We start from the raw sequence: 22639 nt of genomic DNA, 5'->3' as shown, positions 1-22639 counted from the left end.
GTTTTCTATTGCCTAAGTGCTTATGATGAAGTGAGTAAGTCATTTAATTGACGTGGTGAACAGGGAGTAAAGGGGCAATAATTCAATAATTAAGAAGAGGTAATCAAATGACCGACCTTACCAAAAGGAAAACTTTGATGACGGGACTTGGGGCTATTTCGGCGTGGGTGGTTTGTTCTCCTACCGCAGCGATAGCAGCAGTAGGAGAACAAACAAAAGTTGGAGACGGGGTGACACTAAAAACCTTGGGAGAAGGAAAATCTATGATTCCAGGTTATTCTAAAGTGCAGCTTCGGGAAATGACTTTTCAGCCTGGCGCGGTCTTCGAGATGCATCCCATGACAAATGCAATGATCTGTCACATGCGGGAAGGCGAACTGCGCGTTGACCAAGGGGCTGGAGAATTCCTCGTGAAGAAAGACACAATATGGACTTGTATGGCAGGAGGGAAAGAAGGAGCAAAAAATACAGGGAAAACCGTGGCAATAATGAGCATATCTGACCTAATGACTTGATAAATTTTCATTCAGGCTTGAGCTAACAGTTACCCAATTTCAGGTTGATTATTGTGGGATTAAAACTAAATGAACGAAGAGACTGTAAAACGATTTATGTAATTGCCCATCCTTGATACCGTAACGGGTAAAAACCAACGATGGGCAATTTTATGGACCACGATAAATTAAAAGCATGAGCGCCCGAATTCGCCACGAGCGAAAACGCTGTTAACTCAGCTGGCGCTGAGTGCGGCGGAAGCCGCACTTATTGCAGAACGTATACGCATGAACATCAGCATCGTTAAAAAACTTCAGGTATTCCCGGATATCACGTGAGTATCGGGGTTGTAACCAAATATCAGGCCTAAGGCTATTTAGCGAAACTGATGTCTTCCAGGCCAACGGTCTTGCCAGGAAAACCGGCAGCATCAAAATATCGAGTTTTACCGACCTCTTGATACATCAATATCGTACGCAATCCTTCATCCGATGCAAGCGACCTACGCGTTGTTTTAATCACCCGTGGCATTTTTCCGCTGGGCATTGCCTCGGTCACTACGCGTCCAACCAGTTTTCCTTGATTCGGAATCTTCAACTTAAGGATTGCGGCAATGGTCTTTCCTATATCAGCGTTACTTACCGGTGCAGTGTCCACAAATTGCTTCTTGAAGTCCGGTCCATAACCGGCATTAAAATTGAATGTGTCAGCTCGACTGAAGCTGCCATGCATACCTTGTCCCTGTTGCAGGCCTGTATCGGCAATTTCTACCGCACAGATATTGGCGATATCGCAGCCCGTTGAAAACGATTTGAAATTCACGGCAATCGCGGGCATCGGTGTAATCGCTGAACCTTGTAGGTTAATGTCTTTCAGCGTTAGTGTGCCGGGGAATGTGCCCAGGCGGCTATCGACGAACACGCCACTTACATAATCCTGCGCAAGTAAAGCTCGTACTACTTTTTCGGCTAATTTTTGCGAATCAGCTTGGCCTGAGGTCGACGGCAAATAAATCAGATCAGAGCCACCATTCCCGGCCACGACCACTAATGGCACGTCTGGGTTGTCACCGAGCACGCCATTCGCAAATTTTGAATGAGCATTGGTCGGAATCGGAGCATTCTGCTGGTCTGGATCCCACAAGGCGAAACCAAGTGCATGGGCAAGATCTTTAGCAAGAAAACCTGGCGGCAAGAATCCTTCTGGAACGTCCGGGTAACGTTCCTTCGCGGCAAAGCTAGTAGAACTTTGCTTTGAGATCGTTGAAAAACCATGATCCGCAGAGATCACAATATCGGTGTTTTTGTCCAACCCTAATTCAATTAGCGCGTCACGTATTTCTCGCAAGTTATCATCTGCATTCTTGATCGCGGTAAGTGATGTAGGTCCGTTGATCCCGGGAACCAACTTATTTAAACTATCGCCTTGATTGTGTTGCGTACCATCGGGATCGCGAGACCAGAATACTGCAACAAATGGCTTCTGGTCTTGCTTGAATTTCTTGAGCACGACCTTAGTAAATAACTGGGAAAACCATTTTTGCTGTTCTACGTTTGCAGAAAGCGTTCCTGCCGTGACCGCCGAACCTGACTTTCCGTTGTCTCCACGCGATGGCGCCGTTAATGGCAACCCGGCGGCCAATAGGCCATCTGCTGCCCATTTCGCGATTGGGATTCCATTTTTTGATCCAGTTGAATCATCGGCAATAATGGTTTTTTGTCCTGAACGCTCTGTATGATCAAAAATCAACACTGGCCCAAGTTTGCCAATAGAGGCCGTATTAAACCCTGCCTTGCGTGCCGCCTTCAAAATTGTTTCGGCGTTCAGATAGTCGCCGGCAAAGTGTTCATCAACGTCGCCGAGTACGGGATCGCTTTCCAGGAAGGGCGTAACCGATGCACCAGCGCCAGGTACCGGGTAGCCAGTGTAGATCGTATTACTGAAGTTTCCGGTGTCTCCTAAATAATGTCCTGTTGCCATCGCCGACGCATTTGAAGTCGTAAAGGTGGGAAACAACGAATGACTGTTCGCGAAATTCACCCCAGCATCACGTAGGCTTGACATAGTCGGCGCCGTATCTGGTCGGACCATCTGCGCCCGCAGTCCATCCGGCACAAATAAAATCACATTGTGTGCTTTGTCGGCGGCTTGTGCCCCGTTTGTAGCGACGATGATACTAATGCCAAGAACAATTTTTAACAGCTGTTTAATTCGAAACCTCATTGTGGTTCTCCCGGGCGCGAAAATGTGTTTGGAACATTTCTGCTAAGTGTGATTGGTACACTAAAGTGCATAACGGGGTAATATCCGGCAAAAAAGTAGCGAAATCAAGGGAAATAGAAATCCGGATTGATAAAATGTTTCATTTTTTTAAATAGCACTGCTTGTTATATCTATGTCATGAATAATTGTTAGGCTATGCGATTTGCGAGAACTTTTTTGATTGGCTATGCGACTGTAAGCGCACTATTTTTTATAGCACGACAGCTTAACTACTAAGCCAGAATGGCGAACAACTCTCAATTACTCGATCGGCATTGTCATTCCGCATGATAAAGAGACTGTTAAAAACAGTAAGGTTTTCAGAACATATAACGCAATTTTTGAGGCCCCTGCGCCGAGTGACGACCTAAATCCCCAGCCTTTTTAACAGTCCCAACGCATGAAGCTTATCTTATAAAAGTAGGGTGAAAAACTTGGAAGAAATTGCTTTCGTCTACGAACCACGAGTGGTGTGCTGTACAAAGTGCTAAGCAAAAGGCTCCCATCCGAGGCCGTGCAAACCGTTCGGTGTACAATTTCACATCAGGCAGTCAGGGTTTCGAAACGCCTCATTAAGCGTTGAAGCGGAGTGAGTTCAAGGGCAGCGTCTACTCGGAATTCGGGAGGAGCACACATGCAGGACGGCTTAACTGATGCGGAAGCGATTCTGGTCACGGTGCACCCCAATCGGGAAATTGCAACGAGCCAACGCTTGCCCTACTTCGTGGGCATTTCAGCAATCACCGCTGGAGCTAAAGCCTTATCGATGTACCTCGTCGTCGTACCGCCAGGGGGCCACGCCGCACCTCACGTGCACTGCGGCTACGAGACAGGAATCTACGTGCTGGAGGGGAGTGTCGAGACACGATATGGACCCGGACTATGCCAGTCGGTCATAACCGAAGCAGGTGACTTTCTGTTTATTCCCCCAGGCGTGCCACACCAACCATTCAACTTGAGTGCGACGATACCCGCGAGAGCGATCGTCGCGCGCAACCAGCCCGATGAACACGAGCAAGTTTTACCGTACGATTCGTCTAACGAAGTGTAACAACGGCGACTATGGCATTGATGTGGCGACTAAGAGGGGACGTGCGATACCGCAAACCCACCCGGCACACATTCGCCTCAAGCTTGTTGATGCTGGGCGCGAACCCACTGTACGTTGCAACGCAAATGGCGCACGTGGACACGACGATGATTACGAAGCATTATGAAAAATGGATTGAAAACGGCATTGACGTAGACAAACTGTAGCGAGTTAAAAAAATTTACTGCCAAATCACTGCTACATGACGTTAGAGATCAAGGAGTTATAGGTTAAGTCCTTGATTTATTGAAAAATTCTGGTGGAAAGTGCAAGTTTCGAACTTGCGACCCTCGCAGTGTGAGTGCGATGCTCTACCCCTGAGCTAACCTTCCGTTTGGCAGTTTATGTATCTGTCGGCATCGAAAAATTTCTCGGTATGGTTCTGATGAGTTGCCGAAGACGTAAATTATCGCACAAATCATAGTACGCAACAGCATTGGCATGCACTGTACCGTTGCGTGTTGCCGCACTTTATTGTCGCTTGGCTTCCAAAACCCCAGTGACTTCACGTATCACCGTCAACGCCTTTTGCAATTGCGCAGTGGAGGCAATTTCAGCCGTAAATGCCATTCTCGCGTGGGCTTTAGCGCTTTGCGTACTGACCCCGATTACATTAATTTTTTCGCGTAGAAAAATTTCAGAAATATCACGCAGCAGTCCTTGGCGATCACTAGCCAACACAAAAATATCGACCGGGTACACAGTCTCAATGGCTGGAGCGCCCCAAGTAGTCTGAATGACGCGCTCGGGTGCTTTGATGCGCATTTCAGCGAAGTTTTTGCAGCTTTCGCGATGTATGGAAACGCCTTTACCCCGGGTGATAAAACCGACGATCGGGTCCGGTGGCGCAGGCTTGCAACATTTGGCCAGTTGCGTCATTAAACCATCTGTACCGACCACCAGAACGCCCGTCTTACCGCCATGCTCTACACTGGATGGGCGACTCTTACGGGTGATAGCGGCTTCTTCTTGCTGGGTATCACCGGGCGCTGATTTAACGGCTTCTTCATCGTGCAGCCCTTGTTCTACATGCCGTAAGCTGAATTCGTCCTTACCCAACGCTAACAACAATTCTTCCAGTTTGGAAAAACCTAATTTGCGCGCCAACTCTTCAAGATTGACCGCTGTCTTACCTTCGCGTTGGAGCGTTTTATCAAGAAGCCCGCGACCGGTCGACAGCGTTTCTTGCTGTTCAATTGCATTGAACCATGCGCGTACTTTGGAACGCGTGCGCGTGCTGATAGCATAGCCGGGCGTCAACCAGTCCCGTGATGGCCCAGCATTTAATGCGCCAGTTTTAGCCGTGATGATCTCAACGGTCTGACCATTTTTGAGCACCGTATTCAGCGGCACCATCACGCCGTCCACCCGCGCGCCGCGACAGTGGTGTCCGACGTCTGTGTGCAGGTGGTAGGCGAAGTCAATGGGCGTTGCACCGTTTGGCAATTCGATCACGCGTGCTTGCGGCGTCAATATATAAATATGCTCATCCAGCGTCGCTGATTTCAACTTTTCCAGCCATTCGCGACGGCTATCTTCGTGCCCGGCAACGGCGTCTGCTACTTCGCTTTTCCAGGCTAGCAACTGCCGAAGCCACGCAATTTTTTCATCATATTTTTGGGCGGAAAAGTTTGACCCGCCCGCCTCTTTGTAGCGCCAATGTGCGGCGACGCCGTATTCCGCAAAATGGTGCATGTCGTTAGTGCGAATTTGCACCTCCAGCGCGCGCTCATCCTCCGCCATCACCACTGTATGCAATGACTGATAGCCGTTTGGCTTGGGGCGCGAAATATAGTCGTCGAACTCTTTCGAAATCGGCTCCCATATATTGTGAACGATCCCCAATACCGTGTAGCAAGTCTTGACATCTTCAACGATGACACGAAACGCGCGCACGTCGTAAAGCTCAGAAAAGTCGAGCTCCTTGCCGCGCATTTTGTGCCAGATACTATAGATATGTTTTGGTCGTCCGGATACCTCTGCCTTGATACCAGCGTCGGCCAGTTCGCTCCGCAAACGGGTGATCGCAACCTCAACAAAGCTTTCACGCTCTATACGGCGCTCTTCCAGCATCCTTGCGATGCGCTTGTAGGTGACCGGATCAATGAAGCGAAACGAGAGATCTTCCAGCTCCCACTTCAATTGCCAGACACCCAGACGGTTGGCTAAGGGGGCGTAAAGATCCAGGGTTTCACGGGCATACTGGCAGGTTAAGTCGTTCTCCAGCTTTTGCTCTGCAAAATAACGTAACGCAGCCAGGCGCGATGCTAACCGCACTAACACCACGCGCATGTCGCTGGCCATCGCCAACAACATTTTGCGCAACGTTTCTACTTGAGTAGCGGCTTGTTGTGCAGCGTTCTTGCCGCGCATGACCTCTTGTGGCAAGGTAAAAGTGAACCCGTGCAGGCGCATTAATTGACGCACACCAATAACTAATTCGTGGATTTCTTTACCAAATAACGGTTCTATCGTTGCTAGATTAGCGGGATCAACCAGCGGTAGTTCAAATATCAGACCAGCGATGCGGGTTTCAACATCGGTATTGAGGATCGCTAAAATGTTGGCAACACTTTGGGAGAATTCCAAGGCGGTCTGACCGGTCGTGATGACGTTACCTTCATACAAAGGCGTGACAAACGCCAGCGCCTTTAATACGCGCGCGCTGTCGTCGTCACTCAGCCCAGCGCAAAGCTGGACCTGAGCGGCGTCTTGGGTTGAGGCAATGGCGACCATCGACTATCTACTTTTGAGCGGCAACAATGACAATCTCGACCAAAATTTCTGGTCGCGCCAACTTGGCTTCGACGGTGGCCCGCGGAGGTGAATTTCCTGCAGCGACCCATTCGTCCCATGCCACGTTCATGCCAGCGAAATCTTTAATATCAGCCAAATAAATCTGGCACGAGAGTATATGATCCTTGTCGCTGCCAGCCTCGGCTAACAAGCGATCGATATGGCCTAACGTCTCACGCGTTTGCGCCTCAATATTTTGACTGACGTCTTCCGCCAACTGCCCTGCAAGATAAATCGTTCCGTTAAATATCGCTACTTCTGACAATCGTTTTCCTACATGCAACCGGGTGATGCTCATATTATGTCCTTAATACAAAAAAACGATACCGCTAAAGTATAAAAGTTGAGCTGAAAGCACACGTATAGTAAGCCATCAAATCCTTTGCTGGACGCCATCACCTTAGGAGCGGCGTTACGCATCACCTGCCCAGAAATCAGAACTCAAGCGTAATTTGCGGCAAACAAAAAATCGCTGACTACTGCAATCTGATCTGCATGTACGAACGTCGGCGCATGCCCTACATTGGCAAATTCGACCAGTTTTGCATTAGGACCGCGCTGTGTCATCGATAGCGCGGTTTCGTGCGGCAACAGGTCGGACTGTGCGCCACGTATCAATAATGTGGGGCATTTAATAGCATCATACGCTGCCCACATCATGGTTTCCGCGGCCTTGTAATTCTCGATCGTAGACGTTGCAAAGGGGACTGCCAGACCCAGATCGTAATGGCGTACCCACTCTCCATCTGCATTTTGGCGAAGAACGTCGGCCGCTAACTTATGCCACTCAACATCAGTATGCTCGCCAAAAGTGAGAGAAATCGATTTAATGTAAGCCGCCGCCGTCTCAAAAGTAGCGAACCGCATATCGGCACCGATATAGGCAGCAATTCGCTTCAGTGCGTCGGGATTAAGGTTGGGCCCGATATCGTTGAGAATTAATTTATGGATTGGCGTATCTGGCAGCGACGCGAGTCCAAGACCGATAAGACCACCCATCGAAGTGCCTACCAAATCGACCGTAGTTGCATCCAATCTGGCTAATAAAGTCACCATATCGCTGACATATTGCGGAACGACATAATAGCGTGGATCATGCAAGCGCCCTGACCGGCCACGACCAACCACATCAGGACATACCACGCGATAAGTGTCACATAATGAGCGCGCCAATTGATCAAAATCGCCGGAAACGCGGGTCACACCGTGCACACATAGCAACACGTTTGGATTATGAGGATCGCCCCATTCTTGATATGCCATTGAATGCAGGCCGACGGGAGAAATACATTGAACAGTCTTATGCGAAGGTAAGGTCATTAGCGACGTCCGGTTGGGCATACAAAGGAAAGCCCCTCTATTCTACCGTCGCTAGCGTATAAAATGCTCCAAAATGGCTAATGACCGAATTATTCGCTCTGTTTATCGCCCTAAAAGCACGTGCTACCGCGTAAATTGAGGTGACGAAGTTGCTATGCGGCAGAAGATAAAAGGCAAAAAAAAGCCGACATACATTGTCGGCCCTTGTATTGCAGTCAAAAAGATTAGTTCAAGCTGCTGAAATCCAACTCTGCACCTGTTTTCTCTATCAATTCTTCTTTTGTCACGCCGGTTGCCAGTTCAACCACTTTTAAGCCCTGTGGTGTCACGTCCAGCACCGCAAGATCAGTGATAATGCGGTTAACAACCGCGATACCCGTCAATGGCAAATCACACGCATTCAGAATTTTATGGGAGGTTGTGCCATCTTTAGCTTTAGCTACGTGTTCCATTAACACTACCACGCGCTTGACCCCTGCGACCAAATCCATCGCGCCGCCCATTCCCTTGACCATCTTCCCGGGAATCATCCAGTTTGCTAAATCGCCAGTCTTTGATACCTGCATTGCGCCCAAGACGGCAAGATTGACTTTTCCGCCGCGGATCATGGCAAACGAGTCGGCCGAGCTAAAATAAGACGAGCCTGGCAACGACGTCACCGTTTGCTTACCGGCATTAATCACATCAGCATCGACCTTGTCTTCGGTTGGAAAAGGGCCGATACCTAATAGGCCGTTCTCTGATTGCAACCAGACTTCCATCCCTTTAGGGACGTGATTTGCCACTAACGTCGGCAAACCGATACCCAGATTGACGTAAAAACCGTCCTGCAATTCTTGCCCCGCACGCGCGGCCATTTCATCACGAGTCCATGCCATATCTATTCTCCGTTCTTATACTATTTTTTATCCGAATTGGTGGAATCAAGGCATTGTATGCCTTGAGGCCGAGGCCTTCAAAGACCCAAAAGCCCTACTTGCTGACGGTGCGTTGTTCGATCCGCTTTTCCGGCGACGCATTGACCACGATCCGATGCACAAAAATACCCGGGGTATGGACTTCATCTGGATCGATTTCACCGACTTCGACCAAATATTCAACCTCAACCACAGTGATCTTTCCGGCCATGGCAACGTTAGGATTGAAATTGCGCGCTGTTTTGTTATAGACCAGATTGCCGCTACGATCTGCCTTATAGGCCTTGACCAGAGAGATATCAGCTACAAGCGATTTTTCCATGATGTAATTTTCGCCATCAAATTCGCGTGTTTCCTTACCTTCGGCGATTAAAGTACCAACGCCAGTCTTGGTGAAAAATGCAGGAATACCAGAGCCGCCAGCACGAAGTTTCTCGGCCAGAGTACCCTGAGGCGTAAATTCAAGCTCCAGTTCGCCAGCCAGGTACTGCCGTTCAAACTCTTTATTCTCACCGACGTAGGATGCAATCATTTTTTTTATTTGACGCGTGCTCAGCAACTGACCGAGACCGAAGCCATCAACGCCCGCATTGTTCGAAATCGCCGTCAGATTTTGTACGCCAGAATCGCGCAGCGCTGCGATTAATGCTTCTGGAATACCACATAATCCAAAACCGCCAACAGCGATGGTCTGGCCGTCGCTCACAATACCTGCCAACGCGCTGGCCGCGTCAGGATAAACTTTATTCATACCGCTATCTCCTTTTGAGTAAACTCAGACTATTATTGCTCTTTGATTCGCCTGATAGCATATGATGAACTGGCTGATTCGACAATACCGTAAAAATACGGACCTAATACTCTGGTGAAACAAGTAACGTTAAAATCGCAGACTACAGCGTGACATGTTTCGCGTCATGAATATAATCACACGGCAGCAAGGTGCCCTGCTACAAAGCGCCCTAAATTACCGCCACCTGCCCCGCCTATTGCCAATGAATGCATCCCCAGAAATTGATTATCAAGTCATTTTTGACCACGCGCCGGTTGGCATGTGCGTCTCTAAACACCGTATTATGCAAGTCTGCAATGCAGCGTTAACGCAAATGTTTGGTTACGAACGCGGTGATTTGAATGGCGAGTCATTTCAATTACTTTATCCCACCCCCGATGAATTTGAACGAACCGGTGCCCGAATAGTGCCAATAATGAATGCAAAAGGAAGCTATTCGGATGAACGTATCATGCGCCGTGCCGACGGCGAACTTTTTTGGTGCCACGTTATCGGTCACACATTAGTCCCAGACAATACTCACGCAGCGGGAATCTGGACTTTTGAAGACTTGAGCGGAAAACGCAAGGCATCAGCAGTGTTATCGCCACGCGAGCGTGAAATTGCCGCGCTACTGGTGGAAGGAAAAACAAGCAAGCTGATCGGCAAACAAATCGGCCTGAGCCCACGCACCGTCGAAATGCATCGGGCTAATCTGATGAAAAAATTTACTGCAGCGACGTCGAGTGAATTGGTGCATCGGTTGCTTGGTATAAATGGCTAATTTGTGGGTATCAGAGTTGGGTGCCGCATTGAGACCTGGCCTTTTGCGAGCTGGCACGTCGTGTAATTCAAATTACATCAGGTCCTTAAGTCCGTTGCGAAAACTCCTTTGAAGGTCACGCAAATTACGCCAGCAATGCGCGGACGTGATCCGGCAAAGGAACAGACTTTTCCATCTTAAAATCGATCCATACCAGTTTTGCGGATCCCTCGGCGAAAATAACCTCTGGAACATCAACGCGGCGAATTTCATACGTCATTTCGAAGCTGGAACGACCAATGACACCCATGTAACAAGAGACTTCGACGTCGCCAGGGTACTTGAGCTGGCGCAAAAAACTACATTGCGCATTCACTAGCACCGGCCCTTGCGCGCCGCCAAGCGGATTGTTCAATGATTCCATCCATGCCACGCGCGCCTGTTCCATGTACCGAAAATACACCGTATTATTCACGTGTCCGAGTGCATCCATGTCACCCCAACGAATGGCAACCTTACTCCGATGGACTAATTTTTTACTTTCCATACATTCTTTCTACATTATTTAAACAGCGACAGGTGTGAACGGATGAAGAGTGCATACGCGCCCTTGATGCTTGAACGCAACGTTCGGCGCACGTAAGGCGTCGCGCTTGCTACACGCATATGGCAAAGTCTGGTATTTTGCCGCAATATCCCCGACAATTAGCACAAACAATTAGCACAAACGTTCGAAAATAAAATATAGGTGAAGATACAATGACCGACCAGACGCAAAGTATACTTGAACAATACGGCCCAAGAGAGGCCATGGAATACGACGTGGTTGTAGTCGGAGGCGGCCCCGCTGGCTTGGCCGCGGCGATTCGCTTAAAGCAGTTCGCCTCCGAAAAAGGGAAAGAAGTGTCGGTCTGCGTCCTGGAAAAAGGCAGTGAAATCGGTGCGCACATTTTGTCAGGTGCAGTCATGGATCCGCAAGCATTGACTGAACTGATCCCCCAATGGAAAGAGCTGGGAGCACCGCTAAACACCGAGGTGAGCGAGGACCGGTTCCTGTTTTTGACCGCTACCAAAGCATTTAAAACCCCTAACTGGATGCTGCCGGGTTGCTTCCAGAATCATGGTAATTACGTCATTTCACTGGCGAACGTGGTCCGTTGGCTGGGCCAGCAGGCAGAGACATTGGGCGTAGATATATTTCCCGGCTTTCCTGCCGCCGAGGTGCTTTACAATGATGATGGCTCGGTAAAAGGCGTAGCGACCGGCAACATGGGTCTTGGGCGCGACGGAAAACCGACCGATGCGTTCCAGTTGGGCATGGAACTGCACGCCAAATATACGTTGTTTGCAGAGGGTGCCCGCGGCAGCCTGGGCAAGCAAATCATCGCAAAATACGACCTCAACAAAGATAAGGATCCGCAAACTTACGGTTTGGGGATCAAAGAACTGTGGGAAATCGATCCTAAGCTGCACAAACCCGGCCTGGTGATCCATACGGCAGGCTGGCCACTCGATACCAAGACCTATGGCGGATCGTTCCTCTATCATCTGGAAAACAATCAGGTTGCGGTTGGTTATGTAGTCGGACTTGCCTATGAAAATCCGTACATGTCGCCGTACGAGGAATTCCAACGCTACAAAACGCATCCGGAAATCAGCAAATTTTTCGTCGGCGGCAAACGTCTTTCTTACGGCGCGCGTGCGATAGCTGCCGGTGGTTTGCAGTCACTGCCCAAACTAACGTTCAATGGCGGCGCTTTGATCGGTTGCGAAGCCGGCTTTTTAAACGCCAGCCGTATCAAGGGCAGCCATGCAGCGATTAAGACAGGCATGTTGGCTGCGGAGGCCGCCTTTGCCGCCATCGTCAGCGAGCGCCAGCATGATGAATTAACCGCTTACGCGGACGCGTTCGAAAAATCATGGCTATACGAAGAATTGTATAAAGCCCGCAATTTCAAACCGTGGATGAGCAAGGGCCTGTATCTCGGCACATTAATGGTCGGTATCGACCAGGTGGTATTCGGCGGCAAAGCGCCGTGGACCTTGCATCACACCCACGCAGACCATGAGTGTCTGAAGCCTGCAGCTAACTACGCGCCGATCAAATATCCTAAACCGGATGGAAAACTGACCTTCGACCGTTTGTCATCGGTTTTTATCTCCAATACCAATCACGCAGAAGAGCAGCCGATTCATCTGACATTGAAGGACCCATCGGTACCGGTGGACGTCAATATGGCGCGTTACGCGGGACCAGAGGCACGTTATTGCCCGGCGGGGGTGTATGAATTTGTGACCAATCCGGATAATACCGAAAGGCTACAAATCAATGCGCAAAACTGCGTCCACTGTAAAACCTGCGACATCAAGGATCCGACTCAAAATATCGTTTGGGTTACGCCAGAAGGTGGCGGCGGCCCGAATTACGCGAATATGTAATCCACTTATAGCTATAGTTGGTTATGGTTTCAACTACAGCGCAAAAGAAATAAAAAATAGCGGCCGACTTACCAAAACATGAAATATACACTTCATGTTCTGGTAAAACTGGCCATTATTTTTACGCGGTCTACTTTAGCATTTTGCGCAACAAATATTGTTTAGCCGTGGCTAAAGCCTATACCGAATGTGCCTGGTGAAAATCCGCACGATAAGCAATTTATTTGACATAGACGTTACTTCGCCGGTGTCACCCTCCATATAACGTTGCCAACATCGTCCGCGACCAGCAACGCGCCATGACGATCAACCGCTACCCCTACCGGGCGACCCATCGCGTCGCCGTCGGCGTTGAGGAAACCGCTGAGAATATCTTCGGGCTTTCCGGCCGGAAAACCATTTGCGAACGGCACAAAAATTACCTTATAGCCACTACGTGGTTTGCGATTCCAGGAACCGTGCTGGCCGATAAATACGCCTCCTAAAAAACGCTTGGGCAGTAAGTTACCTTCGTAAAAAGTCAGACCGAGCGAGGCCGTATGCGCGCCTAACGCATAATCCGGTGCGATAGCGCGCGCCACCAAAGCAGGCTGCTGCGGGGTCACCCGAGTATCGATATGCTGACCGTAATAGCTGTAGGGCCACCCATAAAAAGCGCCGTCTTTTACGGACGTCATGTAATCGGGCACCAGATCGTTACCGATTTCATCGCGCTCATTAACGACGGTCCAGAGCGCGCCGGTACGCGGCTCCCATGCCATGCCGTTTGGATTGCGCAGGCCCGACGCAAAAACCCGGGAGCTGCCAGCCGTAATATTGAATTCCAAAATAGCCGCGCGATTGCGCTCGTTCTCGACGCCATTTTCACCGACGTTACTGTTCGAGCCTACCGTGACATATAAACGCGATCCGTCAGGGCTGGCAACCACATTTTTGGTCCAGTGATGATTAATCGGACCTGCAGGCAAATCAAGCACCTTTACGCCAGGCGCAGTTATCTGGGTGTCTCCGGTGCGATAGGGAAATCTTAGTATTGCATCGGTGGTGGCGACATACAAATTGCTCCCAACCAGCGTCATGCCAAACGGCGAGTTCAAATCTTGCAAAAATACGCTGCGGGTAACGATGCCGTCGCCCTGATTGTCGCGCAGCAATGTAATCCGGTTCGCGCTCGGGGTTCCCGCGCCGGCACGCCGCATGACCAGTTTCATGACCCAGCCTTTGATTCCTTTTGCATCCTCTGGTTTAGGGGGCGCATTGGTCTCGGCAACCAAAACGTCGCCATTTGGCAAGGTATACAACCAGCGTGGATGGTCGAGCCCCGACGCGAAGGCACTGACGCTCAAACCTTGACCAGCTTTAGGAGTAGTGCCAGAGGGCCACCCCTTAGCAGGCGCGATATTCACGGTGGGAAACAAGCTATGATGCGGCGCTGGCAAAACTGGCTTGGGGCCGAAACCATCTTGCTCTGGCAAGGTAGCCACTTCCCCGCATGCGCTCAGGGTCACCGCTAGCAGACAAAATGAGATGAGAATCGAGAGGACTGAGCGATAAGGTGAATGCATGGAGCAACTCCGTTTAGCGGGACTTTTTATTATCGAATAAATGCGAGACCTGCGCTAGCGCGAATTGCGACTAGTGCGCCGATCCGCCTTATTGCCTTTTCAGCAAAACCTTGTAAACGGCTAGATAATACGGACTTTTTATCAATTTACTTGCTACAACTTCCAATCACCGGCAACGATTTTCTCAAGCCAGAAAGTGCCAATCACCGTTTTGACGTCAGTGATTTTCCCCTCCTTTACCCACGATAACAAGTCATCCAGTGGCGCTTTGAAGACATCCAGAAACTCTTCATCGTCAAGCCGACGTTCGCCCACTGTCAGTCCGCGTGCGAGAAAAATATCCAGATGTTCGTCCGCGTAAGCAATCGCATTATGAATGGTGGAAACGTACTGCCAGTCGGTAGCTGTGTAACCGGTTTCTTCTTGCAACTCGCGCTTGGCACACTCGAGGGGATCTTCGTTTAGATCAATTTTACCTGCAGGGAACTCAATAAATACACGGTGCAGCGGATAGCGGAACTGGCGCTCCATTAGCACCGAGCCGTCCTCGAACAAAGCCAGAACTACAACAGCACCTGGATGTTTAATGTACTCGCGAATGGTCGGCTTGCCATTTGGCAATGCTACCGTATCACGTTGCACCTTCAAAAAACTCCCGTCGTAGACCAAAGTACTATCGATCTGCGTTTCTTTGAGGTGTTGGTCCATATGAATACTCCGGCAAAAGAAAAAATCGTGGAAGCTCTCAGGACTGGTAATCAGTGTCACTGAAATGCAATGTGAGTGTAATCAACTTGAAACGAACAGATACGCTACAAAGCGTTCACGACTATCCTACTATCGGATAGTCGTGCAACGCATCTGGACGCCAGTTTTACGTTGCAAAAAAAGAGATGCGTCAATCAAGTTGCCGCACCCACCTAGGTCGCCAATGACAAAAACGCGGGGATCGCCTTAAAAGCAAAAGCCGACTGATCGTCGGCTTCATTTCAAGTCAGGCACGTTTTTTCCGCAGATAACGATGTACATAACCGGGAAATGCAAACACCAAAAATAGACATCCCGTTACAACGTAGAACTCCCAGGTTTGCGAGAAGGCATTACCGATACGTGATTCAAGTAAGCGCCCGGTTCCGCCGACAACCCAATACCACACGAACAACTCCACCAGGCGCACCCAGACCGGCTTAGCTGCGCCTGCCTTAAGCGGGAGCACCGCCATCAATCGCTCGTTGACGAACGGCAAATTAGCTGCCAGAAGCGCCAGGACTATGACGGTCAGGCTAGAAAAAGATGCGTTCACTTTAAGACGTCAAACGGCCGACAAAACTGGCCAGCGAGCGAACGATAGCAGTCTGGCTAATGTTCATTAACGTTTGCGGCCATATTCCCAGTGCTAACACTGCGATGCCATTCAGGCTCAGCAACACGCGTGCGTCGCCTTTTGCCACGATCTTTTGCGTGTCTTGTGCGTCATCAAAATACATCACTTTAATCACGCGTAAATAATAGTATGCGCCAATCAACGAGAACAATACCGCCACGATAGAAAGCCAGATTTGGCCAGTGCCTAACACCGCCCGCAGTATCGATAATTTACCGAAAAAACCTATCAAAGGCGGCACGCCTGCCAGCGAAAGCATCAACAACAACATGATCCCCGCAAACCATGGACTACGCTGGTTCAGGCCTTTAAAGTCGTCAATATTTTCAGCTTCAAATCCTGAGCGTGCCAGCAACATGATCACCCCAAACGTCCCCAGCGTGGTGAGTACATAGGTGATCGCGTAAAACAGTGCCGCGCCGTAAGCGCCCGTGGCAGAGTACATGTTGCCATTAACGACGCCGGACATTAGACCCAGCAGCAAGAAGCCCATGTGCGAAATCGTCGAATAGGCCAGCATGCGTTTGATGTTGGTCTGCGCAATGGCGGTTATGTTACCAATCGCCATGGATAATATTGCAAGAATCATTAGCATTTGCTGCCAGTCAACTGCCAACAACAATAAGCCCTCAACCAGCAGACGGAAACAGATAGCGAACGCGGCGAGCTTTGGCGCACCCCCCAATAGCAGTGTCACGGCTGTCGGCGCACCCTGGTAGACATCCGGAACCCACATATGAAAAGGAACGGCGCCCAACTTAAAGGCTAGTCCCGCAACCAGGAAAACCACGCCAAATACCAGCGTGTTGTGCTGGGTTTCAGTCCCGCCACCAGCAATGGCACGGGTAACTTCAATCAGATCAAGCGAACCGGTCGCGCCGTATAACATCGACATACCATAGAGCAGAAATCCGGAAGCCATTGCGCCAAGTACAAAGTACTTCATCGCGGCTTCAGTTGCGCTGGCATTATCTCGGCGTAGTGCAACCAGTGCATATAACGACAACGACATCAGCTCAAGACCGAGGTAAATGATCAGGAAGTTATTGCCTGAAATCATGACCATCTGCCCGAGCAGCGCAAATAGCGCTAGCGGATAAAATTCTCCGCCAAGATGATTATTCACCATCTCGCGCTCACCAATATAGTCACGCGAATAGACTAAAGTCGCAAAAACCGCAATGTAAGAGCAAAGCTTCAGCAGGTGCGCTAAAGGATCACTGACGAACATGTTATGAAACGTGTAGGCCGTCGCGCCCGCATTGAAATCAACGAGCGTCAACCCGAAGCAGACCACCAGCACCAGCAACGTCAAATAATAAGTGATGTGACGTTTTGCATCCGAAACGAACATGTCGATCAGCAGAATTGCGGAAGTCGCAATCAGCAGAAAAATTTCCGGATACACGGGGATCAGATTTATATTATTCATTTATTTGCCGCTTATTTTTTTCGCTAGAGCTAAACGCTATTTGTTTTCTGCTTAGGGACATGGCGTAATCAATTCAATTTGGAGATGGCAACGTGTTTCAACAGGTCAGCCACCGATACTTGCATCGCATCGGCAAACGGAGCCGGGTAAAGACCCATGGCTATCACAGCAATCGCCAGCAAGCCGAGCATGAAAAATTCACGTTTGTTAAGGTCAGTCATTTCTTTGACATGTGGATTGGTAATGACACCAAACACAACCCGCTTCACCAGCCACAATGAATACGCAGCGCCTAGAATCAATGCCGTTGCAGCTAATAGACCGATCCAGAAGTTAGCTTTGACTGCACCCAGAATCACCATGAATTCACCGACAAAACCGGAGGTGCCAGGCAGTCCGCTGTTAGCAAGGGAGAATAATACGAACAGCGCTGCAAAGCGCGGCATCACATTGACCAGGCCGCCGTACTGGGAGATTTCGCGTGTGTGCAAACGGTCATACATGACGCCGATACACAAGAACATCGCTCCGGAAACAAAGCCATGAGAAATCATCTGTACTATTCCGCCCTGCACCGCCATGTCATTAAACACGAAGAACCCGAGGGTAACAAAGCCCATATGCGCAATCGATGAATACGCTACAAGTTTTTTCATGTCGTTTTGCACTAGCGCGACCAAACCAATATAAATCACCGCGATCAATGACAAGGTAATCATGAAGCCGGCCAGATAATGACTAGCATCCGGTGCGATAGGCAACGAAAACCGCAGGAAACCGTATCCGCCCAATTTCAGCATGATCGCCGCCAGCACCACAGAACCGCCGGTAGGTGCCTCAACGTGGGCATCCGGCAACCAGGTATGAACCGGCCACATCGGCACTTTGACAGCAAACGCCATTAGGAATGCCAGGAAAATATAAATCTGAGCTGCCATTGACAAAGGCACCTGATGCCACGCAAGGATATCGAAGCTACCGCCTGAGACAAAGTACAAATACAGCAGAGCAATCAGCATCAATAACGAACCGAAGAACGTGTAGAGGAAAAATTTGATCGCTGCATAGACCCGATTAGCGCCGCCCCAAACACCGATAATGATAAACATCGGCACCAGCGTGGCTTCAAAAAATACGTAAAACAGCATGCCATCCAGTGCGCAGAACACACCGATCATCACACCTGACAATATCAGGAACGCGCCCATGTATTGCGCCACACGCTTTTGAATTACTTCCCACGCCGAGACAATCACCATCACGTTGATGAAAGCCGTCAATGGAATAAACCAAAGTGACAGGCCATCAATTCCAAGTGAATAGTTGATGCTGAAGCGTGGTATCCATGCCGCTTTTTCGACAAACTGCATGCCATGGAAGCTGTTATCGAAATTAGTCATCAACGGCACGGTGACTGCCAGACTGACCAAGGCGCCAAATAGCGACAGCCATCGGACCAGTTGCGGATTATCGTCACGGCCGATTGCCAAGACGAGCACACCAAACGCGATGGGGCACCAGATCGCGAGGCTAAGAAGAGGGAAAGTTGACTGAATCATGGTTATTATTTACTTTACTTCGCCAACTTATTTGGCAAACGGAGACGGCATGAACCAAACCAGGAAACCCAGCACACCAATAATCATCACAAAAGCGTAGTGATAGATGTAACCGGACTGCCAAAGGCGAGTAATTTTCGAGAACCAGTTGACGGCCTTGGCGCTACCGTTCACAACCAGACCATCAATCAGACTACGGTCGCCAACGTTCCACAAACCACGACCAATCAACCGGGCGCCGCCTGCGAAGACGACTTCGTTGAATTTATCCAGATAGTACTTATTGTCCAACAACACAAAAATCGGATGCAACTTTTGCTTGATCGCCGCTGGCACACGCGGATTGACCATATAGAAATAATAGGCAACAACCACGCCTGCAATGGCGAGCCACAACGGTGCTGTAGTCAGACTATGCATGACCATGCTTAACGGACCGTGGGATTCGCTTCGCAATTCTTCCATCGCATGGTGCGCATTATCAACAACGATTACGCCGTTGAAAAAATTACCGTACAACATAGGTTCGATCGCAAAGAATCCGATAACTGCGGACGGAATCGCCAACAAAATCAGGGGCACGGTCACTACCCATGGCGATTCATGCGGCTTTTGTCCGGGAGCGAGACCGTGATGTCCGTGATCGTCAGCCTCTTCTTCCTCATGATGATCATGATGATGGGCCTTACCAAAGCGCTCTTCGCCATGAAACACCATAAAATACATACGGAAAGAATAAAAAGCCGTAACGAAAACGCTTGCCAGCACAGCGAATTTAGCAAATCCGGCACCATACAAATGGGTGGCCTGGACCGCTTCAATGATACTGTCTTTGGAGTAAAACCCGGAGAAGAACGGCGTACCAATCAATGCCAGCGACCCGATCAGGGACGTGATCCAGGTAATCGGCATGTACTTACGGAGACCACCCATGTTGCGCATGTCCTGATCATGATGCAGGCCGATGATGACGGAACCCGCACCCAAAAACAGCAGTGCTTTAAAGAATGCGTGCGTCATCAAATGGAACACTGCGACGGAGTACGCCGAAGCACCCAGAGCAACCGTCATGTAACCCAATTGCGACAACGTTGAATAAGCAACCACGCGTTTGATGTCCGTCTGGATCATGCCCAGAAAACCCATGAAAAGCGCAGTAATAGAACCGATGATCAGAATGAAAGACAATGCCGTATCCGACAACTCGAACAACGGCGACATCCGCGCCACCATAAAGATACCCGCAGTCACCATCGTCGCAGCGTGAATCAGCGCAGAGATAGGGGTCGGACCTTCCATGGAATCGGGCAACCAGACATGCAACGGGAACTGAGCTGACTTACCCATCGCGCCAATAAACAGACAGATACATGCAACCGTCAGCAACATCCAGTCGCTGCCCGGCAATGTCAATTGGGCAAGCGAACCTTTTTGGGCAAACACTTCGGCATAATTCATCGAACCGGAATACGCCAGCAACAAACCAATGCCGAGGATGAAACCGAAGTCTCCGACACGATTGACCAGAAATGCCTTCATGTTGGCGACAATCGCAGTCGGCTTGGTGTACCAGAAGCCAATCAGCAAGTACGACACCAGCCCTACCGCCTCCCAACCAAAAAACAGTTGCAGGAAGTTGTTGCTCATCACAAGCATCAACATCGCAAACGTAAAGAGAGAAATGTACGAGAAGAAGCGGTTGTAGCCTTCATCATCTTTCATGTAGCCGATAGTGTAAATATGCACCATCAGCGACACAAAGGTGACTACACACATCATCATTGCGGTCAGGCTATCGACTAAAAACCCGACTTCCAGCTTTACGCCACCCACGGTCAACCAGGTGTAAAGCGTGCCGTTAAACGATGCACCATCGATCACTGCCAGCAAGGTCTGGACTGAAATGATGAACGCGATTAACACACCTAAAATTGTCACTGTGTGCGAAGTCTTGCGTCCTATCAAATTGCCGAAAAATCGCGTGCCAAACAAGCCTGCTATCGCGGCACCAACAAGAGGTGCCAACGGTACGGCCAGAAGTAATTGTGGGTTAAGTTGCCCCGCCATGATGAACCTTATCTTTATTCGTTGTTCGCTTTAGTCGCGATGAGCGCGCCATTAATCGGCCGTACTTTACGCTGTTACTAGTCTTAAAATCGGCTACCAAAAACGATCATTTGCAACGATCGTTTATTTTGATCATTAATATGGCCTGCTTGATGCTGAGTGTCTATTTTAAACACTCGGCATCAAGCATCTTCTACTCAAAACTTGTATTGCAATGCTGTGCAAAAATGCGGAATTACCCTTTAAGACTATCGAGATCTTCCACATTGATGGTATCGAGATTTCGGAATAGTACGACCAGAATAGCCAGGCCAATCGCTGCTTCGGCTGCTGCAACGGTCATAATGAAGAATACAAAAATCTGTCCTGCGGCATCGCCCAGATAGTACGAAAAAGCGATGAAGTTGATATTCACCGACAACAACATTAATTCAATTGCCATGAGCAATACGATAATATTTTTGCGATTCAGGAAAATACCGACAATCGCGATCGCAAAAAGAATCGCGCCCAGGATCAAATAATGTGACAGTGATAAAGTCATGCGGCGTTCCTTTTATTTTTTCTCTAGCGGCATCGTCGCGGGCGCGTCAAACGGCCGCTGCTCGGATTTCATTTTCACCAAACGTATCCGGTCAGTGCTTTTCGCTTTAACGGCTTCAGACGGTGCCATGCTTTTGGTATCTTTTCTACGACGCAAAGTCAACGCAACAGCGGCGACGATGGCGACCAGCAAGACGACAGCGGCGATCTCAAACGCATAAACGTATTGGGTGTAAATGAGTAAGCCAAGCGCTTTTGTGTTGCCTATGTTAGCGGAGATGGCTGGCACTTCGCTTTCTGGCGCCCAAAATCCCCGTAATAACACTGCGGCCATTTCGAGCACGATAATTACGCCGACGGTCGCCGCAAGCGGAAAGTAGCCCCAAAAGCCTTCTCTCATTTTATCCAGATTGACATCCAGCATCATCACGACAAATAAGAACAACACCATCACGGCACCGACATATACCAGCACCAGCACAATGGCCAGAAACTCGGCCTTAAGCAACATCCAGATACCAGCTGCAGAGAAGAACGCCAATACCAGAAACAAGGCTGAATGCACTGGATTGCGCGCTGTAATAACACGTAAGGCAGCCATAACAAGCACGACCGAAAACGCGTAAAACAAGAATGTCTTAAATTCCATAATCGACCAAAAAAAGTCAGCTAAATAAGCTTCATATTCAGGCGTGAGGATAAACCATCTTCCTCAAGCCAGGAGCAATACCGATTAACGGTATGCAGCATCCGCAGCACGTGCAGCAGCGATTTCGGGTTCGTACCGATCACCGACTGCGAGTAACATCTCTTTGGTGTAGTACAAGTCGCCGCGCTTTTCGCCGTGATATTCGAGAATATGCGTTTCGACGATAGAATCTACCGGGCAGGACTCTTCGCAAAATCCACAAAAAATGCATTTGGTCAGGTCAATGTCGTAACGCGTAGTACGGCGCGTTCCATCATCGCGTTGTTCGGATTCAATCGTAATCGCCATTGCCGGACACACCGCCTCGCACAGTTTACAGGCAATGCAACGCTCTTCGCCATTTGGATAGCGACGTAACGCGTGCAGACCACGAAATCGCGGGGACTGCGGTGTCTTTTCTTCCGGGAACAACACCGTGATTTTGCGCGCAAACAGATAACGGCCGGTCAGCCGTAATCCCTTGAGTAGCTCCAGTAGCATCAAGCTACCGAAAAAATCCTTGATCGCTTCCATTTACAATAAACCT

At 49.5% G+C, this 22639-nt stretch carries 20 protein-coding genes and 1 tRNA gene; 4 read left to right on the top strand and 17 right to left on the bottom strand.

From position 1 onward, the window contains the following. Window positions 1–107 precede the first annotated feature (107 nt). Window positions 108–515, top strand: coding sequence for a cupin domain-containing protein (locus HAV38_RS11410; protein WP_168055427.1), 408 nt, complete (start codon window positions 108–110; stop codon window positions 513–515). 352 nt (window positions 516–867) lie between these two features. Here the strand turns inward: HAV38_RS11410 and HAV38_RS11405 are convergent, their stop codons facing one another. Further along, the gene (locus tag HAV38_RS11405) at window positions 868–2718 is read right to left on the bottom strand and encodes an alkaline phosphatase family protein (RefSeq protein ID WP_168055425.1); all 1851 of its coding nucleotides are present in this window, start codon (window positions 2716–2718) and stop codon (window positions 868–870) included. 673 nt (window positions 2719–3391) lie between these two features. On the opposite strand from HAV38_RS11405, the gene HAV38_RS11400 reads away from it, so the two are divergent. Continuing rightward, window positions 3392–3808 carry a cupin domain-containing protein gene (locus tag HAV38_RS11400; RefSeq protein ID WP_168055423.1) on the top strand — a complete coding sequence of 139 codons (417 nt, stop codon included), beginning with the start codon at window positions 3392–3394 and terminating at the stop codon, window positions 3806–3808. Window positions 3809–4104: 296 nt separating this feature from the next. Here HAV38_RS11400 and HAV38_RS11395 read toward each other — a convergent pair. From HAV38_RS11395 to HAV38_RS11370, 6 genes are all read right to left on the bottom strand, one after another. Further along, window positions 4105–4179, bottom strand: a tRNA-Val gene (locus HAV38_RS11395). A gap of 139 nt (window positions 4180–4318) precedes the next feature. Then, window positions 4319–6583 (bottom strand): RelA/SpoT family protein, encoded by a 2265-nt coding sequence (locus HAV38_RS11390; protein WP_168055421.1) that lies wholly within the window; start codon window positions 6581–6583, stop codon window positions 4319–4321. A 7-nt stretch (window positions 6584–6590) separates the two neighbouring features. Beyond that, window positions 6591–6941: a RidA family protein gene (locus HAV38_RS11385; RefSeq protein ID WP_168055419.1), complete on the bottom strand. Its 351-nt coding sequence runs from the start codon at window positions 6939–6941 to the stop codon at window positions 6591–6593. A 143-nt stretch (window positions 6942–7084) separates the two neighbouring features. Then, window positions 7085–7963, bottom strand: coding sequence for an alpha/beta fold hydrolase (locus HAV38_RS11380; RefSeq protein WP_245182327.1), 879 nt, complete (start codon window positions 7961–7963; stop codon window positions 7085–7087). A 224-nt stretch (window positions 7964–8187) separates the two neighbouring features. After that, window positions 8188–8841, bottom strand: a complete 654-nt coding sequence (locus HAV38_RS11375) for a CoA transferase subunit B (RefSeq protein ID WP_168055417.1) — start codon at window positions 8839–8841, stop codon at window positions 8188–8190. A 94-nt stretch (window positions 8842–8935) separates the two neighbouring features. Continuing rightward, window positions 8936–9631, bottom strand: a complete 696-nt coding sequence (locus HAV38_RS11370) for a CoA transferase subunit A (RefSeq protein ID WP_168055415.1) — start codon at window positions 9629–9631, stop codon at window positions 8936–8938. 244 nt (window positions 9632–9875) lie between these two features. Between HAV38_RS11370 and HAV38_RS11365 the strand changes: the two genes are divergently transcribed. Continuing rightward, on the top strand, window positions 9876–10436 hold the full coding sequence (locus HAV38_RS11365; RefSeq protein ID WP_168055569.1) for a LuxR C-terminal-related transcriptional regulator: 561 nt from the start codon (window positions 9876–9878) through the stop codon (window positions 10434–10436). 124 nt (window positions 10437–10560) lie between these two features. On the opposite strand, the gene HAV38_RS11360 is transcribed toward HAV38_RS11365, so the two are convergent. Further along, window positions 10561–10962, bottom strand: coding sequence for an acyl-CoA thioesterase (locus tag HAV38_RS11360; protein WP_168055413.1), 402 nt, complete (start codon window positions 10960–10962; stop codon window positions 10561–10563). 212 nt (window positions 10963–11174) lie between these two features. Here HAV38_RS11360 and HAV38_RS11355 point away from each other — a divergent pair, with 212 nt between their 5' ends. Continuing rightward, window positions 11175–12854, top strand: a complete 1680-nt coding sequence (locus HAV38_RS11355) for an electron transfer flavoprotein-ubiquinone oxidoreductase (protein ID WP_168055411.1) — start codon at window positions 11175–11177, stop codon at window positions 12852–12854. Between the two features lie 236 nt (window positions 12855–13090). Here the strand turns inward: HAV38_RS11355 and HAV38_RS11350 are convergent, their stop codons facing one another. The 9 genes from HAV38_RS11350 to nuoI all read right to left on the bottom strand — a co-directional run bounded on the left by HAV38_RS11350 (window position 13091) and on the right by nuoI (window position 22626). Next, the gene (locus HAV38_RS11350) at window positions 13091–14419 is read right to left on the bottom strand and encodes a PQQ-dependent sugar dehydrogenase (protein ID WP_168055409.1); all 1329 of its coding nucleotides are present in this window, start codon (window positions 14417–14419) and stop codon (window positions 13091–13093) included. Window positions 14420–14572: 153 nt separating this feature from the next. Further along, window positions 14573–15127 carry an NUDIX domain-containing protein gene (locus HAV38_RS11345; RefSeq protein ID WP_168055407.1) on the bottom strand — a complete coding sequence of 185 codons (555 nt, stop codon included), beginning with the start codon at window positions 15125–15127 and terminating at the stop codon, window positions 14573–14575. 286 nt (window positions 15128–15413) lie between these two features. Continuing rightward, on the bottom strand, window positions 15414–15722 hold the full coding sequence (locus HAV38_RS11340; RefSeq protein WP_168055405.1) for a DUF2818 family protein: 309 nt from the start codon (window positions 15720–15722) through the stop codon (window positions 15414–15416). 1 nt (window position 15723) lies between these two features. Continuing rightward, the gene (gene nuoN, locus HAV38_RS11335; protein WP_168055403.1) at window positions 15724–17235 is read right to left on the bottom strand and encodes an NADH-quinone oxidoreductase subunit NuoN; all 1512 of its coding nucleotides are present in this window, start codon (window positions 17233–17235) and stop codon (window positions 15724–15726) included. A gap of 68 nt (window positions 17236–17303) precedes the next feature. Further along, a complete protein-coding gene (locus HAV38_RS11330) occupies window positions 17304–18794 on the bottom strand; it encodes an NADH-quinone oxidoreductase subunit M (protein WP_168055401.1) in 1491 nt (496 codons plus the stop codon). A 27-nt stretch (window positions 18795–18821) separates the two neighbouring features. Then, complete coding sequence (nuoL, locus tag HAV38_RS11325) at window positions 18822–20861, bottom strand: NADH-quinone oxidoreductase subunit L (RefSeq protein WP_168055399.1); 2040 nt, start codon at window positions 20859–20861, stop codon at window positions 18822–18824. 235 nt (window positions 20862–21096) lie between these two features. Further along, window positions 21097–21405 carry an NADH-quinone oxidoreductase subunit NuoK gene (nuoK, locus tag HAV38_RS11320; protein WP_168055397.1) on the bottom strand — a complete coding sequence of 103 codons (309 nt, stop codon included), beginning with the start codon at window positions 21403–21405 and terminating at the stop codon, window positions 21097–21099. Between the two features lie 12 nt (window positions 21406–21417). Beyond that, on the bottom strand, window positions 21418–22053 hold the full coding sequence (locus HAV38_RS11315) for an NADH-quinone oxidoreductase subunit J (protein WP_168055395.1): 636 nt from the start codon (window positions 22051–22053) through the stop codon (window positions 21418–21420). Between the two features lie 84 nt (window positions 22054–22137). Next, a complete protein-coding gene (nuoI, locus tag HAV38_RS11310; protein ID WP_168055393.1) occupies window positions 22138–22626 on the bottom strand; it encodes an NADH-quinone oxidoreductase subunit NuoI in 489 nt (162 codons plus the stop codon). Between the last annotated feature and the right edge of the window lie 13 nt (window positions 22627–22639).

It is taken from the genome of Glaciimonas immobilis (genome assembly GCF_011947285.1).
Classification (GTDB): Bacteria; Pseudomonadota; Gammaproteobacteria; order Burkholderiales; family Burkholderiaceae_D; genus Glaciimonas; species Glaciimonas immobilis.
Note: the sequence above shows the minus strand (reverse complement) of the source record. Positions and strands in the feature narration are given on the sequence as shown.

What these genes read in the sequence shown, in the direction of transcription:
- HAV38_RS11410 (WP_168055427.1), top strand. Translation starts at nt 108, where the DNA reads ATGACCGACCTTACCAAAAGGAAAACTTTGATGACGGGACTTGGGGCT.
- HAV38_RS11405 (WP_168055425.1), bottom strand. Translation starts at nt 2,718, where the DNA reads ATGAGGTTTCGAATTAAACAGCTGTTAAAAATTGTTCTTGGCATTAGT.
- HAV38_RS11400 (WP_168055423.1), top strand. Translation starts at nt 3,392, where the DNA reads ATGCAGGACGGCTTAACTGATGCGGAAGCGATTCTGGTCACGGTGCAC.
- HAV38_RS11390 (WP_168055421.1), bottom strand. Translation starts at nt 6,583, where the DNA reads ATGGTCGCCATTGCCTCAACCCAAGACGCCGCTCAGGTCCAGCTTTGC.
- HAV38_RS11385 (WP_168055419.1), bottom strand. Translation starts at nt 6,941, where the DNA reads ATGAGCATCACCCGGTTGCATGTAGGAAAACGATTGTCAGAAGTAGCG.
- HAV38_RS11380 (WP_245182327.1), bottom strand. Translation starts at nt 7,963, where the DNA reads ATGACCTTACCTTCGCATAAGACTGTTCAATGTATTTCTCCCGTCGGC.
- HAV38_RS11375 (WP_168055417.1), bottom strand. Translation starts at nt 8,841, where the DNA reads ATGGCATGGACTCGTGATGAAATGGCCGCGCGTGCGGGGCAAGAATTG.
- HAV38_RS11370 (WP_168055415.1), bottom strand. Translation starts at nt 9,631, where the DNA reads ATGAATAAAGTTTATCCTGACGCGGCCAGCGCGTTGGCAGGTATTGTG.
- HAV38_RS11365 (WP_168055569.1), top strand. Translation starts at nt 9,876, where the DNA reads ATGAATGCATCCCCAGAAATTGATTATCAAGTCATTTTTGACCACGCG.
- HAV38_RS11360 (WP_168055413.1), bottom strand. Translation starts at nt 10,962, where the DNA reads ATGGAAAGTAAAAAATTAGTCCATCGGAGTAAGGTTGCCATTCGTTGG.
- HAV38_RS11355 (WP_168055411.1), top strand. Translation starts at nt 11,175, where the DNA reads ATGACCGACCAGACGCAAAGTATACTTGAACAATACGGCCCAAGAGAG.
- HAV38_RS11350 (WP_168055409.1), bottom strand. Translation starts at nt 14,419, where the DNA reads ATGCATTCACCTTATCGCTCAGTCCTCTCGATTCTCATCTCATTTTGT.
- HAV38_RS11345 (WP_168055407.1), bottom strand. Translation starts at nt 15,127, where the DNA reads ATGGACCAACACCTCAAAGAAACGCAGATCGATAGTACTTTGGTCTAC.
- nuoN (WP_168055403.1), bottom strand. Translation starts at nt 17,235, where the DNA reads ATGAATAATATAAATCTGATCCCCGTGTATCCGGAAATTTTTCTGCTG.
- HAV38_RS11330 (WP_168055401.1), bottom strand. Translation starts at nt 18,794, where the DNA reads ATGATTCAGTCAACTTTCCCTCTTCTTAGCCTCGCGATCTGGTGCCCC.
- nuoL (WP_168055399.1), bottom strand. Translation starts at nt 20,861, where the DNA reads ATGGCGGGGCAACTTAACCCACAATTACTTCTGGCCGTACCGTTGGCA.
- nuoK (WP_168055397.1), bottom strand. Translation starts at nt 21,405, where the DNA reads ATGACTTTATCACTGTCACATTATTTGATCCTGGGCGCGATTCTTTTT.
- HAV38_RS11315 (WP_168055395.1), bottom strand. Translation starts at nt 22,053, where the DNA reads ATGGAATTTAAGACATTCTTGTTTTACGCGTTTTCGGTCGTGCTTGTT.
- nuoI (WP_168055393.1), bottom strand. Translation starts at nt 22,626, where the DNA reads ATGGAAGCGATCAAGGATTTTTTCGGTAGCTTGATGCTACTGGAGCTA.